11 protein-coding genes are annotated in these 15,282 nt (G+C 64.9%); 4 read left to right on the top strand and 7 right to left on the bottom strand.

What is annotated here, in order from left to right:
• Positions 1-101 precede the first annotated feature (101 nt).
• From FR728_RS05480 to FR728_RS05470, 3 genes are all read right to left on the bottom strand, one after another.
• Positions 102-1,793, bottom strand: coding sequence for an NAD+ synthase (locus tag FR728_RS05480; RefSeq protein WP_149891591.1), 1,692 nt, complete (start codon positions 1,791-1,793; stop codon positions 102-104).
• 71 nt (positions 1,794-1,864) lie between these two features.
• On the bottom strand, positions 1,865-2,437 hold the full coding sequence (locus tag FR728_RS05475) for a response regulator (RefSeq protein WP_149891590.1): 573 nt from the start codon (positions 2,435-2,437) through the stop codon (positions 1,865-1,867).
• Positions 2,438-2,680: 243 nt separating this feature from the next.
• Positions 2,681-4,060 carry a class II 3-deoxy-7-phosphoheptulonate synthase gene (locus FR728_RS05470; protein WP_149891589.1) on the bottom strand — a complete coding sequence of 460 codons (1,380 nt, stop codon included), beginning with the start codon at positions 4,058-4,060 and terminating at the stop codon, positions 2,681-2,683.
• A 206-nt stretch (positions 4,061-4,266) separates the two neighbouring features.
• On the opposite strand from FR728_RS05470, the gene FR728_RS05465 reads away from it, so the two are divergent.
• Both FR728_RS05465 and FR728_RS05460 read left to right on the top strand, forming a co-directional pair.
• The gene (locus tag FR728_RS05465) at positions 4,267-4,992 is read left to right on the top strand and encodes a VIT1/CCC1 transporter family protein (protein ID WP_149891588.1); all 726 of its coding nucleotides are present in this window, start codon (positions 4,267-4,269) and stop codon (positions 4,990-4,992) included.
• A gap of 161 nt (positions 4,993-5,153) precedes the next feature.
• Complete coding sequence (locus FR728_RS05460; RefSeq protein WP_188318800.1) at positions 5,154-6,773, top strand: diguanylate cyclase domain-containing protein; 1,620 nt, start codon at positions 5,154-5,156, stop codon at positions 6,771-6,773.
• A gap of 23 nt (positions 6,774-6,796) precedes the next feature.
• On the opposite strand, the gene FR728_RS05455 is transcribed toward FR728_RS05460, so the two are convergent.
• The gene (locus FR728_RS05455) at positions 6,797-7,384 is read right to left on the bottom strand and encodes a gamma-glutamylcyclotransferase family protein (RefSeq protein ID WP_149891586.1); all 588 of its coding nucleotides are present in this window, start codon (positions 7,382-7,384) and stop codon (positions 6,797-6,799) included.
• A gap of 391 nt (positions 7,385-7,775) precedes the next feature.
• Here FR728_RS05455 and FR728_RS05450 point away from each other — a divergent pair, with 391 nt between their 5' ends.
• Positions 7,776-9,332, top strand: a complete 1,557-nt coding sequence (locus tag FR728_RS05450) for a sensor domain-containing diguanylate cyclase (protein ID WP_149891585.1) — start codon at positions 7,776-7,778, stop codon at positions 9,330-9,332.
• A gap of 548 nt (positions 9,333-9,880) precedes the next feature.
• On the opposite strand, the gene gor is transcribed toward FR728_RS05450, so the two are convergent.
• The 3 genes from gor to rpiA all read right to left on the bottom strand — a co-directional run bounded on the left by gor (position 9,881) and on the right by rpiA (position 12,717).
• The gene (gor, locus tag FR728_RS05445) at positions 9,881-11,260 is read right to left on the bottom strand and encodes a glutathione-disulfide reductase (RefSeq protein WP_149891584.1); all 1,380 of its coding nucleotides are present in this window, start codon (positions 11,258-11,260) and stop codon (positions 9,881-9,883) included.
• A gap of 189 nt (positions 11,261-11,449) precedes the next feature.
• On the bottom strand, positions 11,450-11,968 hold the full coding sequence (locus tag FR728_RS05440; protein ID WP_149891583.1) for a DUF2059 domain-containing protein: 519 nt from the start codon (positions 11,966-11,968) through the stop codon (positions 11,450-11,452).
• 50 nt (positions 11,969-12,018) lie between these two features.
• Positions 12,019-12,717 (bottom strand): ribose-5-phosphate isomerase RpiA, encoded by a 699-nt coding sequence (rpiA, locus tag FR728_RS05435; RefSeq protein ID WP_149892224.1) that lies wholly within the window; start codon positions 12,715-12,717, stop codon positions 12,019-12,021.
• Between the two features lie 561 nt (positions 12,718-13,278).
• On the opposite strand from rpiA, the gene FR728_RS05430 reads away from it, so the two are divergent.
• The gene (locus tag FR728_RS05430) at positions 13,279-15,012 is read left to right on the top strand and encodes a methyl-accepting chemotaxis protein (protein ID WP_149891582.1); all 1,734 of its coding nucleotides are present in this window, start codon (positions 13,279-13,281) and stop codon (positions 15,010-15,012) included.
• The last annotated feature ends 270 nt before the right edge of the window (positions 15,013-15,282 follow it).

Below are 15,282 nucleotides of genomic sequence, written 5' to 3'. Positions count from 1 at the left end.
GACCACTCGGAAAAATACTTATAATCTTGCAACTCAAGGTATAAGTACTTGCCCGTAGAAGGTCGGATCGGGAAACTTCCGGGACACCGGTGAAGCGGTGCTCAGCTTCTGTCCCGGAAGCGGTTGGTGATGGGATAGCGGCGGTCCTTGCCGAAGTTGCGCGGCGTGATCTTGACGCCCGGAGGTGCCTGGCGACGCTTGTATTCGGCGATGTAGAGCAGATGCTCGATGCGGTGGATCAGCGCCCGGTCATGGCCGCGCCGCTCGATGTCGCGCACCGCCATCTCGTTCTCCACCAGACAGGTCAGGATGTCGTCCAGCACCTCGTAAGGGGGCAGGCTGTCCTGGTCGGTCTGGTTCTCGCGCAGCTCTGCGGTGGGAACCTTGGTGATGATGCTGTCGGGAATGACCTCGCCCTCGGGTCCCAGCAGGCCGTCCGGACGGTTGGCATTGCGCCACTTCGCCAGATGATAGACCTGGGTCTTGTAGAGATCCTTGATGGGGTTGTAGCCGCCGTTCATGTCGCCATAGAGAGTGGCATAGCCGACCGACATCTCCGACTTGTTGCCGGTGGTCACGACCATGGCGCCGAACTTGTTGGAGATCGCCATGAGGATGACGCCGCGGGCGCGCGACTGGATGTTTTCTTCCGTCGTGTCCTGCTCGCAGCCGGCAAAGAGGCCGGAGAGCACGCGGGAGAAGCCTTCGACGGGCTCGGCGATCGGCACGTGATCGAAGCGGATGCCGAGCGCCTCGGCGCAGTCGGCCGCGTCCGTGACGCTCTGGCGGGAGGTGTAGCGGTAGGGCAGCATGATCGCATGCACCTTGTCCGCCCCCAGACCGTCCACGGCCATGGCCGCACAGATCGCGCTGTCGATGCCGCCGGAAAGGCCCAGGACCACGCCCGGGAACCCGTTCTTCAGCACATAGTCGCGCAGACCCAGAACGCAGGCCTTCCAGTTGGCCTCGTCCAGATCCGGCAGGCGCGCCATGGGCCCCGGCGCGCAGGTCCAGGTGTCATTGTCCTGACGCGACCAGTCGCTGATCAGGAGCCCGGCGTCGAACTGGGGCATCTGGAAGGCGAGGCTGCGGTCGGCGCGCAGGGCGAAGGAGCCCCCGTCGAAGACGAGCTCATCCTGACCGCCCAGCTGGTTGCAATAGACGAGCGGCAGGCCGCTCTCGACAACCCGGGCAACCACGACCTGGAGCCGCTCTTCCATGCGGTTCTCCCAATAGGGAGAGCCGTTGGGCACGAGCAGGATCTCCGCCCCCGTCTCCGACAGGCATTCGCAGACCTCGTCGTTCCAGATGTCCTCGCAGATCGGCACACCGATACGCAGGCCGCGGAAGTCGATCGGCCCGGGCAAGGGACCGGATGCAAACACGCGCTTCTCGTCGAAGACGGCGTAATTCGGCAGGTCATGCTTGAAGCGCAGGGCCTGAACCTCGCCTGCGTCGAGAAGAGCGACCGCATTGTAGAGCTTGCCGTCCTCCAGCCAGGGCGTGCCGACGAGCAGCCCCGGAGCGCCGTCCAGGGTCAGGGCCGCCAGCGCGCGGACCTCGGCCATGCAGCGCTCGACGAAGGCACGCTTCAGCACCAGATCCTCTGCCGGATATCCGGCGATGACCAGTTCGGAGAAGAGGACGAGATCGGCACCCTGCCCGGCAGCGTCCCGGTGCGCCTGGCGCACCAGTTCGGCATTGCCGACAATGTCGCCGACGGTGGGGTTCACTTGCGCGACAGCCAGACGGAACCGGCCTGCGATGCGGAGAGCGGGATTCTCTTTTACCATGTCGCTGATTTAGCCCGGAGTGCGGCGACTTGCAATTGCCGCAGGCATGCAGATCTTGCGGTGCAATGACGTCAGCACCAGGCCACGCCGCGCTCCGGCTCGTCTTCGGCATCTGCGGTCCCGGCGCCCGGCGCCCGCCTTGTCCCCGAGGCACCCAGCAGCGTGGGCGACGTGAGGTCAAGGACCGGGCCGCCCGTGGGCCAGGATGTGGCCGCGAACATGCCCTTGGTCCGCCCATGCGCCTCCTGGAACGCCAGCATGTTGCAGATGCGCTGGTAGAGGACGGCCGGCGACACCGGCTTGGCGACAAAACCGTGGATGCCGAGCTTGCGCGCTTCCAGGATGTTGGCCTTGCGGGAATGGGCGCTGACAACGATCACCGGCGTGGTGCTCAGGGTCGCGTCCTTCTCGCCGCGCAGAAACTGGATGAACTCGCCACCGCTCACCGGCTGCATGGCCCAATCGCACAGGACGAGGTCGGGCTGGCGGTCGATGGTCTTTTCCAGACCGTCGGTCGCCTCTGCGGCCTCGAAGATCTGGCGCACGCCGAGGCCGCTCAGAATGGAGCGGAGAATGGCGCGCATATGCGTGCTGTCTTCAACGATGAGGACGGAAAGTCGCGACAGGTCCCTGCGCTTTTCCATGAGGCGGTGCTCCCGAATGACCAAACCCTCCAGCCGCGAGGGCTGGAGCGAGGCCCGCGATTCCTGCGGCGAAAAATGCCGTGCGCAGCCTCTTTTCTCGAAATTCGGGACAGTCTTGCAGCGCACAGTCTTAAGGTGCGCTTACCAGATTTATTGATAATACAAACAAGCGCAAAATGACTGTCTCAAACGCAAACGGGCGGCCAGGCCGCCCGTTTCCAGATCGTTTGCGAGGAATGCCCCTCAGCCGTTGACGGCGATCTTCAGATCCCGCTCGGCCCGTTCCTTCTTGAGGTTTTCCGCAATCAGGAAGGCCAGGTCGAGCGCCTGGTTGGCGTTCAGGCGCGGGTCGCAATGGGTGTGGTAACGGTCGCCCAGCTGCTCGGCGGTCAGGGCATGGGCCCCGCCGGTGCATTCGGTCACGTCACGGCCGGTCATTTCCACATGGATGCCGCCGGCATGGGTGCCCTCGGAGCGGTGCACGGCAAAGAAGGCTTCCACTTCCTTGAGCACGCGTTCGAACGGACGGGTCTTGTAGCCGCCGGCGGTGATGGTGTTGCCATGCATCGGGTCGCAGGACCACACGACCTTGCGGCCCTCGCGCTGAACGGCGCGCACCAGCTGGGGCAGATGGTCGAAGACCTTGTCGGCGCCGAAACGGCAGATCAGGGTCAGGCGGCCGGCTTCGTTTTCCGGGTTCAGCAGATCGATGAGTTCCAGCAGCCCGTCCGGGGTCAGGCTCGGACCGCACTTCAGGCCGATCGGGTTCTTGATACCGCGGAAGAATTCCACATGGGCATGGTCGGGCTGGCGCGTCCGGTCGCCGATCCACAGCATGTGGCCGGAGGTGGCGTACCAGTCGCCGGAAATGCTGTCGACGCGGGTCAGCGCTTCTTCATAGCCCAGCAGCAGAGCCTCGTGGGAGGTGAAGAAGTCGGTGGAGCGCATCTGCGGCACGGTGGAGCTGTCCACGCCGCAAGCGCGCATGAAGGCCAGCGACTCGGAGATGCGGTCGGCCAGTTCCTTGTAGCGGTGACCCTGCGGGCTGTCGGAAATGAAGCCCAGCATCCACTGGTGCACCTGGTCCAGGTTGGCGAAACCGCCCTGGGCGAAGGCGCGCAGCAGGTTCAGGGTCGCAGCCGACTGACGGTAGGCCTGTTCCATGCGCGAGGGATCGGGCACGCGGGAGGCTTCGGTGAAGTCGATGCCGTTGATGATGTCGCCACGGTAGCTGGGCAGCTCGATATCGCCCTGCTTCTCGATGCCGGACGAGCGCGGCTTGGCAAACTGGCCGGCGATGCGCCCGACCTTCACGACCGGCTGGCTGGCGGCAAAGGTCAGCACCACGGCCATCTGCAGGAAGGCGCGGAAGAAGTCACGGATATGGTCGGGGTGATGCTCGGCGAAGCTCTCGGCGCAGTCACCGCCCTGAAGCAGGAAGGCCTCGCCTTCGGCGACGCGGGCAAGCTGCTTCTTGAGCGCGCGCGCTTCCCCTGCAAAGACAAGCGGCGGATAGCTGGTCAGGCGCTTTTCCACATCGGCCAGGGCGGCCAGGTCCGGATACTCGGGAACCTGCAGGATCGGCTTTGCTCTCCAGCTGTTCGGGGTCCACTTCTCCGCCATAGTCTCACTCCTCGATCGCAGGCACCCGGCCCGCGCAATCGTTTCACAAATTTCGCAAAAGCCCCCCGGCAAGGGCGTTTCCGTTCATCGTTGCTTCCATATCCGGACGAAACGTGCGCGCGTTTATACACGTGTCGCTTCATGAAGACCACAGGCTATACTGGGAAAAGTTGCCAGCCACCGCCCGCAAATCCAGGAACAGCTTCATGACACTCGAACACAGCCACGCAGCCGAGGATATTGCCCGCCGCCTGCAGGGTGGCCCCGACGCCAGCTACTTGCGCGACTGGGTCTATGGCGGCATCGACGGGGCGATCACCACCTTCGCGATCGTGGCCGGATCGGTGGGCGCGGACCTCTCCTCGCGCATCGTGCTGATCCTCGGGCTTGCCAATCTGCTGGCGGACGGCTTCTCCATGGCGGTTGCCAATTACAGCGGCACCCAGACCGAGCGGGAGGACTATCACCGGCTCCTGCTGGTGGAGGAAAAGCACATTCGCGTGGACCCGGAGGGCGAGCGCGAGGAGATCCGCCAGATCTTCCGGGCCAAGGGCTATGGCGGCGAGGAACTGGAGACGCTCGTCGGCATCCTCACCTCCCGGCGGCAGCCGTGGATCGACACGATGATGCTGGAGGAATACGGCATGACCCGCTCGCCGCGGGCGCCCCTCAAGGCAGCGCTTGCCACCTTCATTGCCTTCTTCATCTGCGGCAGCGTTCCCCTCATCCCCTTCGTCTTCGGCCTGTCGGCCAGCGGCCTCATCACCACCGCCAGCACGGCGCTCGCCTTCTTCGGCATCGGAGCGCTGAAGTCCCGCTGGTCCACGCGCTCCTGGGCGGTCTCCGGGCTGGAAACCTGCGCCATCGGCATGACGGCGGCCGGCATCGCCTGGGCCGTCGGATATGGCCTGAAGACGACGCTTGGAACCTGATGGGGGCACCTGAGCGGGCACCATCCGATCAGCGTTAAGGAGCGGTTTCCGGGATCCATCGACTTGTGGCGCGGGCGACGAGGGCGACTTAGGAATTTCTTCGTATGGTCCTCGGCGATGATCGCCAGACGCCGCCTCTCGCGGTGGACCAACCTGTCAGGATGACCGTGCCTGCCCCGACTGCCGCCAGTTCCCCAAACGGATCGACCAGCCCTCTCGGCGCCCTGAACCCGGTGTCCGTGACCCGCTGGGTCTATCTCATGGCGGGCGGCCTCATTGCGATGGCTGCGGCCTGCATGATCTTCATCGGCGTCACAGCCTCTGCGGAGGCCGACCGGCACGCGCTTTCCGGCGAGAAGCAGCTCTTTGCCGAAGCGATCCAGCGCAATCACATCCGCATGTCGCGGGCCCAGCTCGCGCGCGCCCATTCCAGCGAGGCGGTCGCGCAGGTGGAAGACCGGTTCGACCCGGCTTTCGTGCGCGATCGGCTGCTGCGCCCGCTCTGGCGGGAGGCGGAGCTGGAAAGCAGCTTCCTGATCGCACCGGACGGGACACTTCTCGCTTCCTCAGAGCGGAACGAGGTGCATTTCGAGCGGCGGCGGCTGACGGCCAACGACCCGCTTTCCGTGCTGGCGGCCCAGCAGCGTCGCGCCCTCGTGAGGGCCTGGCCGAAATCGGGTGGTCCCGAAGAGGGTCCTCTTCCGCAGATCTGGTCCGACGACACCGCAAGCTATTCCTTTGCCCTGGTGAACGGCGCTCCGTCCCTTCTCAGTGCGGTCGCGATCGAGACGGTCACGGGAGGGTCGGCCCGCAGTCCGGAGCGCACGACCGTGCTCATCTCGGCCCGGGTCATCGACGCCTCGTTCCTGGATGCGCTGCAGGGAGAACTCCCCTTCCCCGATGTGAGCTTCCGGCTGACCGATACCCCCTCCTCGCATCAGACCCATGTGCAGGTACAGGATGCCTCGGGCGTGGCCTTCGGCTATTTTCACTGGAACGGTGCCAAGCCCGGCCCGAAGATCCTGCGCATGATCGGGCCACTGATCGTGGTGATGGGCCTGGCCCTGGCCGTGTCCTCGGTGCTCGTCGCCCGGCGGATCGGCCGCCTGTCGCGCGCGCTTGAGGAAAGCGAAGCGGCAAACCGCCGGTTGGCCCTGCATGATCCGCTGACAGGGCTCGCCAATCGTTTCCAGTTCACCGCGCTGCTGGACGAGGCGCTCAGCGACTGCGCGTCCCGACCGATTGCACTGTTCGGCTGCGACCTCGACCGGTTCAAGGCGGTGAACGACCGCTTCGGTCATGCGGCCGGAGATCTGGTGATCCAGAGCGTGGCGGAGCGTCTGGCGGCGGTCACCGCAGATCAGGGCACGGTGGCCCGGATCGGGGGCGACGAATTCGTCATTCTCGTTGCGCTCGGCGGCACCGCCTCGTATCGGCAGGCGGATGGATCCCCTGGCCTGTCCAAGGCCGAACGGACGCATCTTCAGGATCTGGCCGACCGGCTGATCGCGGCGGTGGACCAGCCCGTCATGCTGGCATGCGGTGACCGGGTGAGTGTGGGGCTGAGCATCGGCATCGCCGTCGCGCCCCTCTGCGGGATGCGCGACACGGATCTCATTGCTGCGGCCGACGCAGCTCTCTACGGGGCAAAGGATTCAGGGCGGGGCTGCGCGGTGTTCTTCGATGACCGGTCCGCTCAGCGCGCCGAAGCCTCCACCGCCACTCACGCCTCCCCTCCCCGGGGCTCCGATTCGACGCCCCGCAGGACGGGGACAGGGTGAGGCCGCAAGGAAGGCGATCCGGATCAGGGCAGATAGGCGACGCCGTGGTCGGCCAGAAGATCGTCAATCAGCTCGCGCAGGCTGTCCGACAGGACGATCGCCCGGGGATAGCGCGGGGAATCCCGGTCCGCCAGGATCGGCACGTGCCAGCCTTCGGTGGTCTCGATGAAGTGCCTTACGCCCTCCTCGCCCCAGAAATCATGGAAGCCCTTGAGGACACAATCCACATAGCTCTGGAGGATCGGGTTTTCCGCGTCGCCCCAGCCGTAGTAGCGGGGCTTGGCGCGGAAGAGGAACATGTCGTTCGGCCCAGACGCGCCCTGGGCGTCGCAGCGGAAGCGCTCGCCGATGCCATCGACCTTGTCATACATGTGCTCGCGGCGTTCGAGGCGCTCCAGCCCGTCGCGCGGTTCGCGGGCCATGACACCGCGAATGGCCACGCCGTCGCGGGGAACCACGCAGAGCGAGCAGACCCCGTGTCCCTCGATCTCGCGCCCGGCGATGCTCCACTGACGCACCCACCCGTCGAGGGTTCCCGGGGTGACTTCGGCATGATCCGGCAAGGTGGCCACGTTCACGAGGGAGCCATAGCCGAAATAGGAAATCGTCATGTACAGGCCTTCAGGTGAATGAACCCGTCGGGGAAACGCCGCATCGGCGTCTGGCGGGCAAATGCGGGAGATATCGGGCCCAAGGCCTTCGTCTCCGGGGTGAGACGGAGCCGGACAGTCTCCGATCCCTGCCGATTTACTCCGGGATCCCCACCGGGTAAAGCCCCCGCGACCGGCGACCGTCCTCACGCGCGCAGAGGTTGCCCAGCAGGTTCTTGCGAGCAGAGAGCAAGCTTTCCACCGTCCAGCAGGGCAGAGGTAAGCAAAACCCCGTAATGACCGGAAATGAATCCGTCGATATTGCAGAGTTTCACAAGTCAAAAAGACGGGTCATTAAGGCTTTCGGGCTAGATGTCGCCGATACGATAAAGACAAAGGGGGAAAAGAAAGCGTGGGCGAGAGGACGGCACGGCGCTACAGCGACCGCATTTCACGGGAACAGAAGCATCGCATCTCCCGTCTGGCCTTTCTGCTGGCCGGCCTCCTCATTTTCGTGAGCGCCGTATCCCTGGTCTTCGTCGGCTATGTCGCCACCCGCGCCTCGGAGGGAGAAGCTGACCGTAATGCGGGAATGCTCTTCGAGAACACCCTGCGCGACCGAAGCCTGCTGATAGCCCGCGAGCAGCTGCCGCTCGCCCGCTGGGACGAGGCTGTGGAGAAGATCGTGATCGACTTCGACCACGACTTCGTCCGACAGGAACTCAAGAGCCTGTGGACTGACTTTGGCCACGACCGCAACCTGATCGTGAACGCCCAGAATGTGGTGCTGGCCGAGACCTTCCAGGACTACACCCACATCGTGCTGCGCCCCCTGTCAGACACGCCGGAATATTCGCCGCTGGTGCAGCAGGCCCGCGATGTCTTCAAGCTGAAGCGAACGCGGGTGCCCAGGGGCTTCAGCTACTCCTCCCTGCAGGAACTGGACATGAAGGATATCGCGGCCTCGGGCTTCGTGGTGCTGGAGGACAAGCCCGCGCTGGTCAGCGTCATTCCGATCATTCCCGATCAGGAACGGGTCGCCCTGCCCCGTGACGAAGCCACGCTGCTGATTTCCGCCCATTTCATCGATCAGGATTTCGTCAACGGCCTGAACTCGCAGATCCGCTTCGAAGACATGCGCTTCCAGTTCGAGCCGAGCGCAGACAATGACGAGATCAGCTATCCGCTCGAAAGCCTCCAGGGCGAGATCATCGGCTATTTCATCTGGGGTAAGCTGCCCGTGGCAGCCCCCATCTGGCACACGGTCATTCCGGTGATCCTGGCGCTCAGCATCGCGCTCGCCATCATGGCCTTCGCGATTGCCTGGCGGATCGGGCGCCTGACCGCGTCGCTGCAGGCGAGCGAGCATCAGAATCGCTTCCTCGCCCTCCACGACACGCTCTCCGGACTCGCCAACCGCCTGCATTTCAACCGCACCCTGGCGGAGGCGGTGAACACCTTGTCGTACCGGCCCTTCGCGCTCATGCATTGCGACCTGGACCGGTTCAAGGCCGTCAACGACACCCATGGCCACGCCGCCGGTGATGCGGTGATCCGCGAAGTAGCCGCGCGCCTGAAGACCGTCGTCGGCGATGCGGGTCTCGCCTGCCGGGTCGGCGGGGATGAGTTCGTGATCATCCTCAACGACCTGACCGACCGCATCGCCCTGCAAAAGCTGGCCGGCCGTCTTCTCGATGCGGTGCCCCTGCCGATCGACATCGGCGACGGAGAACTGGCTGAGGTCGGCATCAGCATCGGCATCGCCATTGCCCCCGACAACGGCCTGACCCCGGAAGAGGTGCAGGCTGCCGCCGACGGCGCGCTCTACAAGGCGAAGAATGCCGGCCGCGGGCGCATGGCCTTCGCGGATCCGGCCGGGGAAAATGATGCCGCCGCCCAGCGGGCCGAGATGGAAAAATACAACAAGGCCCAGAGCTCGCGTCCCGCCAGCGCCGCGCCCGCCGTCTGAGCCCTTTCAGTTCCCCCCGCGTGACACTGAAACAGAGAAGGCGACGGACACCCGTCCGCCGCCTGAACCTGCCGACACATGAGCATCCCAAGATGCGTCCGCCCGGGCGAGCGATCGCGCGACCCGGGATCGGAGGGCCAAAGAGCTATACTGCACCGACCTCTCCGCCGTCCCGGACGCAGCGCAAGCGGAGATCCGGGACCTCGCACCCAACGCGCCCATGGATATTCGGAAGCAGGGTTGGTCCCGGCTCAGGGCCGGGACGGCGCGGAGCAAGGGGGGCTGCTTCGAGAGCACGCTCTCCGTCGTCCTTGCCGGACTTGATCCGGCAATCCTTGCCGTGACGCTTCGGCAAACGCGGCGCTGCTGTGTGGCGCTACTTCACGGCATGGATGCCATGGTCAAGCCATGGCAAGACGAACACTGGCGTGGAAGGGCATCGTGAAGGCCCAAAGACAGAGTTGATGACACAGGTGAGACTGGGCACAAGAAAAGGCGACGGACACCGGTCCGCCGCCTTGTCTTGCAGGTCAGAAGTGCCGGAGCGCTCAGGCGCCGCGCAGACGCTCGGTCGGCGCGCGCATGGTCACCAGCTCCTCGGCCGCCGTGGGATGAACGGCAACCGTGCGGTCGAAGTCGGCCTTGGTGGCGCCCATCTGCAGGCAGATGCCCAGCACCTGCGCCAGTTCCCCGGCATCCGGGCCCATCAGATGAACGCCCAGCACCCGGTCGTCATCCGCATTGACGATCACCTTCATCAGCATCTTCTCGTCGCGACCGCTGAGCGTGTGCTTCATCGGGCGGAACTTGGCCTTGTAGATGTCCAGGTTCGGGGTCAGCTCAAGCGCCTGATCCTGGGTGAGACCCACGGTGCCAAGTTCCGGCTGGGAGAAGACGGCGGTCGCGATCAGAGAATGATCCACGGTCCAGGGGTTGTTGCCGAAGAGCGTGTCGGCGACCGCATGGCCTTCGCGGATGGCCACAGGGGTCAGGGCCACCCGGTCGGTCACGTCGCCCACGGCGTAGATATGCTCGACATTGGTGCGCGAGGCCGCATCCACCGCAATGGCGCCGTTCGGCTTCAGGATGATGCCGGCCGCGTCCGTGCCGAGACCTTCCGTGTTCGGCCGGCGGCCGATGGCATACATGATCTGATCCACCACGCAGGTGCGGCCCTGGCGTGAGGTCACGTCCAGCCGACCATCGGGGCGTCGGACGATCCTGACGGGCACATCATCGGTGATGATCTCCACGCCCTTCTTCGCCACCTCTTCCTGCACCGCCTCGCGCAGGTCCATGTCGAAGCCGTTGAGGATCATGTCGCGCCGGTACATGAGCTGGGTCTTCACGCCGAGCCCGTTGAAGATGCCGGCGAATTCTACCGCAATGTAGCCGCCACCAACGACCATCACGCTCTCCGGCAGCTCTTCCAGATGGAAGGCCTCGTTGGAGGTGATGGCATGTTCGATGCCGGGAACGTCCGGGTCCAGGTTGGCTGCCCCGCCGGTCGCAACGAGAATATATTTCGCGGTGACGGTCTCGCCAGTGGCGGTGAGACGCAGGGTGTGGTCGTCGACGAACTCGGCGCGGCTGTCGAAGCAGGTCACGCCGGTATTGTCGAGATTGCGCCGGTAGATGCCTTCAAGACGGGTGATTTCCTTGTCCTTGGCGGCAATCAACTGGCGCCAGGAGAAGGAGCGCTCGCCCACGTGCCAGCCGAAGCCTTCCGCATCCTCGAATTCTTCCGAGAAGCGCGAGGCATAGACGAAGAGCTTCTTCGGCACGCAACCGCGGATGACGCAGGTTCCGCCATAGCGGTATTCCTCGGCCAATCCGACCTTGGCCCCATGGGTGGCCGCAATGCGGGCGGCGCGCACGCCCCCGGATCCACCCCCGATGACAAACAGGTCAAAATCGAATTCGCTCATCGCGCTCTCCATCTTCCGAAACTCGTCTTGCATCACCTGACCGGCGGCTCGCCCTCCCATGTCGGGGCACCCCGGGCCGCCTGCAAGGGGGCTCCCGGCTTCGTGATCCCCCCGACAGAGAAACGGCCTGCCCGCAAGGTTGACGGGCAGGCCGTGATCATTTCGCCCTTGCGCTGATCGCGCCCGGTCTTACTGGGCAGCAGCGGCGGAGCGCTTGTCCAGCTCCTCACGCACCAGGGCTACCAGCTCGGTGGACATCTGGTTCTGCCACTCGCGGGCCGCACCGATCGCCAGGGCGGTGATGGTCGGGCCGTTGTCGGCAAGCTTGGAGCCCAGCGGGCTTTCATAGAAGGCGGCGAGCTCCTTCAGCTCCTCTTCGGAGAAGCGGCGCGCCCAGATCTGGTAGATGGTGTTGTTGAGCTCGCTGCGGCGTGCGGCCAGCTTCAGCGCAGCCTCGGACGTGACGTCCACGATTTCCTGGGTCCGGGCCGGATCGGCCTGAACGAAGAGGGTGCGGGTCTGCTCGGCCAGAACCGGCAGGATGTCGTCAAAGGCGCCCATGGCCTTGGTGGCGGTCACCACCTTGCGGGCAGCCTCGATGTGGCTGGCGGAAAATTCGCCGTCCTGAGCCTGAACCGGCTGCAGGGCCGCGAGGAAAAGGGTCGCCGCGACAACCGCTCCGGAGGAAAAAATCGACGTCAGTTTCATTCTCAAACTCCTCAAAAAGGCCCACCGTCGGCGGACCTTTCGACTTAACTTCAGGCTCGGGCGGTCATCTCGAAAACGCCATCCGGACCGGCCACATAGGCCTTAGCGGCCAGGCCGATGAACAGGCCATGCTCGACCACGCCCGGCACGGCGACCAGGGCCGCGGCAAGCGCCTGCGGGTCCGGGATCGCTCCAAGGTGTGCATCGAGGATGTAATGTCCGCCATCTGTGACAAAAGGATGTTCGGCCCCGCCGCGCATGCGCAAATCCCCAGACAAACCGAGGTCGGCAAAAACCTTGCCGATGGCGATGCGGGTGGCGCCGAGGCCGAAGGGAACCACCTCGATGGGGAGCGGGAACTTGCCCAGTGTTTCAACGCATTTGCTGCTGTCGGCAATGACGATCATGCGGGTGGAAGCTGCAGCCACGATCTTCTCGCGAAGATGGGCCCCGCCGCCGCCCTTGATCAGGCTGAGTGCGGGATCGATCTCGTCGGCCCCGTCCACGGTCAGGTCGAGTGCCGGGGTCTCTTCAAGGGTCGTCAGCGGAATGCCCTCGGCTTCCGCCAGCGCCCGGGTGCGCTCGGAGGTGGGCACGCCTATGACCTGAAGCCCCTCGCGGACGCGGGCTCCCAGGGCGCGCACGAAATGCTCGGCCGTGGACCCTGTCCCGATGCCCAGCTTCATGCCCGAGGTCACATCCGCAACCGCCCGTTCGGCGGCGAGGCGCTTCATGTCTTCACTCATGATCCCAGCTCTGTTCCGGCTCTTGTTCTTGCTTATCGACCAGCATGTCGTCATCTTCGTCGCTTCGTGCCAACCGGGTTCCGGCAAGGCGCTGCCGACCCCCGAAGCGGGCACAAAGTCCCTGACGGGCGATGGAACTCCGACTGGCGAATTTCCGCAATCCCGCAGGTCAGATGGCTGCTTAGCATGGCTGACGGCACGGGCAAAGGCCAAAGCCGCCCAGCAGCGCCCCTCACCCCCCAGCAGACTGGGGATAGGCCTGCGGCCACACCGCCCCGCCTTGTCGGTGCGGCACCGCAAAAAGTTTTCGCGCCCCGGCAGGCCCCACAAAGACAGACACGTCGATGCTGCGCCGCAACGTAAGTCAAAACATCAGCGCAAAAATTACCATATCACATGAGGACATCACCTTAAGACGAATTGGCAATAATTACAGTCTTAACCCCTTGGCGAGTATTTCGTCTTAGAGTTGCCTCAAAATATCATCTCACAAGATGCTTCACCGAGGAACGCATGGGCTTTTTTCTTTCGAAGAAACAAACGGATACACCTGAGGCGCAAGATTTGCCGGGCACCGTTGCGGCACCGTCTCCCGACGCGGACAGCCGGGAGAGCCGACAGGCCCTGACCCATACGCTCGATGCCATCGAGGGGGATCTTCAGGTCGCCGCAAGCTCCATGCAGGAGGCCGCCCAGGCGGTGACGGCGCGCATCCAGAGCCAGGGCGAGATGCTGGCCCAGGTGGAGACGGCGAGCGCTGTGCTGGACAGCCAGTCCGGGGAAGCGGCAAGCAACGCCAGCGAGCTGGCCCATTCGATCAACGAACTTTCAGCGGCCAGCAGCGAAATCGGCCAGCAGATCACCACCTCGAATGATCTGGTCGAGCAGGCACGCGGACTGGCTGACGAAGCCAATGCCGGCGTCCTGGACCTGCAATCGGCCATCGAATCCATCGCCAATGTGGTGCGCCTCATCTCCGACGTGGCCAAGCAGACCAATCTCCTGGCGCTGAACGCGACGATCGAGGCCGCCCGCGCCGGCGAAGCAGGCAAGGGCTTTGCGGTGGTGGCCAGCGAGGTGAAGCTGCTGTCCCAGCAGACCCAAAGCGCCACGGACGAGATTTCGGCCAATATCGCAAGACTCCAGGCCTCCGCCGACAACAGCATCGACAACGTGACCCGGGTCATCGACGTGATCGGCCAGATCCGCCCGAGCTTTGCCGCTGTGGAAGCTGCCGTGCACGAGCAGATCGGCACCACCCAGTCCATCGGAGACCGGGCCCAGCAGACGGCGCGCTTCGTGCAGGATGTCTCTGCCCAAGCGCGCATGATCGCCGAAAGCACCCAGCAGGCCCGGAATGTGGCCCAGGACGCCGCGCAGGCCAGCATCGGCATGGGCGAGCGGGCGGCCGGGCTCGGTGGCCGCTTTACCATGATGATCCGTCAGACCGCCGTGGGCGACCGGCGCGCCCATGATCGGCTGCCCCTGCGCCTCAACGGCGAGATGACGGGCGCCGGCGGGCGCATCGCCATCGAGACGCGCGACCTCTCCGAGGGCGGTGTTCTGGTGAAGCCCGGAGCCTCGCCCGCCTCCGGCAGCACCGCCACGGTCACACCGGGCATCACGCCGGGCAGCGCCATCACCCTGTCGCTCGGAACGCTGGGCACGACGCGCGCAAGGGTGGTCGCGCATTCTGACGCAGGCGTCCATTGCGCCTTCGTGGACCCTGACGGCCCCTTCCTCAGCGCCGTGCGCCAGAAGCTCGCCCAGGTTCGCGCCGAACACGACGCCTTCGTGGCCCGCGCCCAGACCGGAGCACAGCGGATTGCGGCCGCGATGGAGGACCTGATCGCCAAGGGACGGCTGCGGCAGGACGACCTGTTCGACACCCGCTACCGCCCCCTGCCCGGCACGGATCCGCAGCAGTTCGAGACGCTTTACCTGAGACAGATCGAAGCCGTGCTGCCCGCCATCCAGGAGGGGATCCTTGCGGAAGATCCGGCCCTTGCCTTCTGCGTGGCCGTGGATCGCAACGGATATCTGCCCGTCCACAACCGGATCTACTCGCACCCGCAGAAGCCGGGGGATCCGGTCTGGAATGCCGCCAACTGCCGCAACCGGCGCATCTTCGATGACCGCGCCGGACTGAGTGCCGGCCGCAACACCCGCCCCTTCCTGATCCAGACCTATGCCCGCGACATGGGCGGCGGCAAGGTTGTGTGGATGCGCGAGGTGGATGCGCCGATCGAGGTGGCCGGACGCCACTGGGGCGGATTCCGCACGGCGTACAAGATGTAAGCCCGGATCCCCGAGCCAGAAGACGCGCAGGCAGGTTTGACCGGCGCCCTCCCTGCCCGAACACGCCGATCCGTGCCTGCGCAGGGATCGGCGAACCGGATGGCGCTGCGCCTCCCGAGATCACCGTTATGAGGCGGGCTTCGCGGCACCGGACGGTGGCCGGGAACACCCTCAATGCATGCAATGGCGCATGCGGCGAATCATGCAAAAGCCGTTTCATTCCTTGGACTTGCCGGACCCTTGGTAAATTTGCCGAGCTTGTTAATCAAT

Source organism: Roseibium aestuarii (genome assembly GCF_008477545.1).
Classification (GTDB): Bacteria; Pseudomonadota; Alphaproteobacteria; order Rhizobiales; family Stappiaceae; genus Roseibium; species Roseibium aestuarii.
This window is presented reverse-complemented; position numbering and strand designations above follow the sequence as displayed.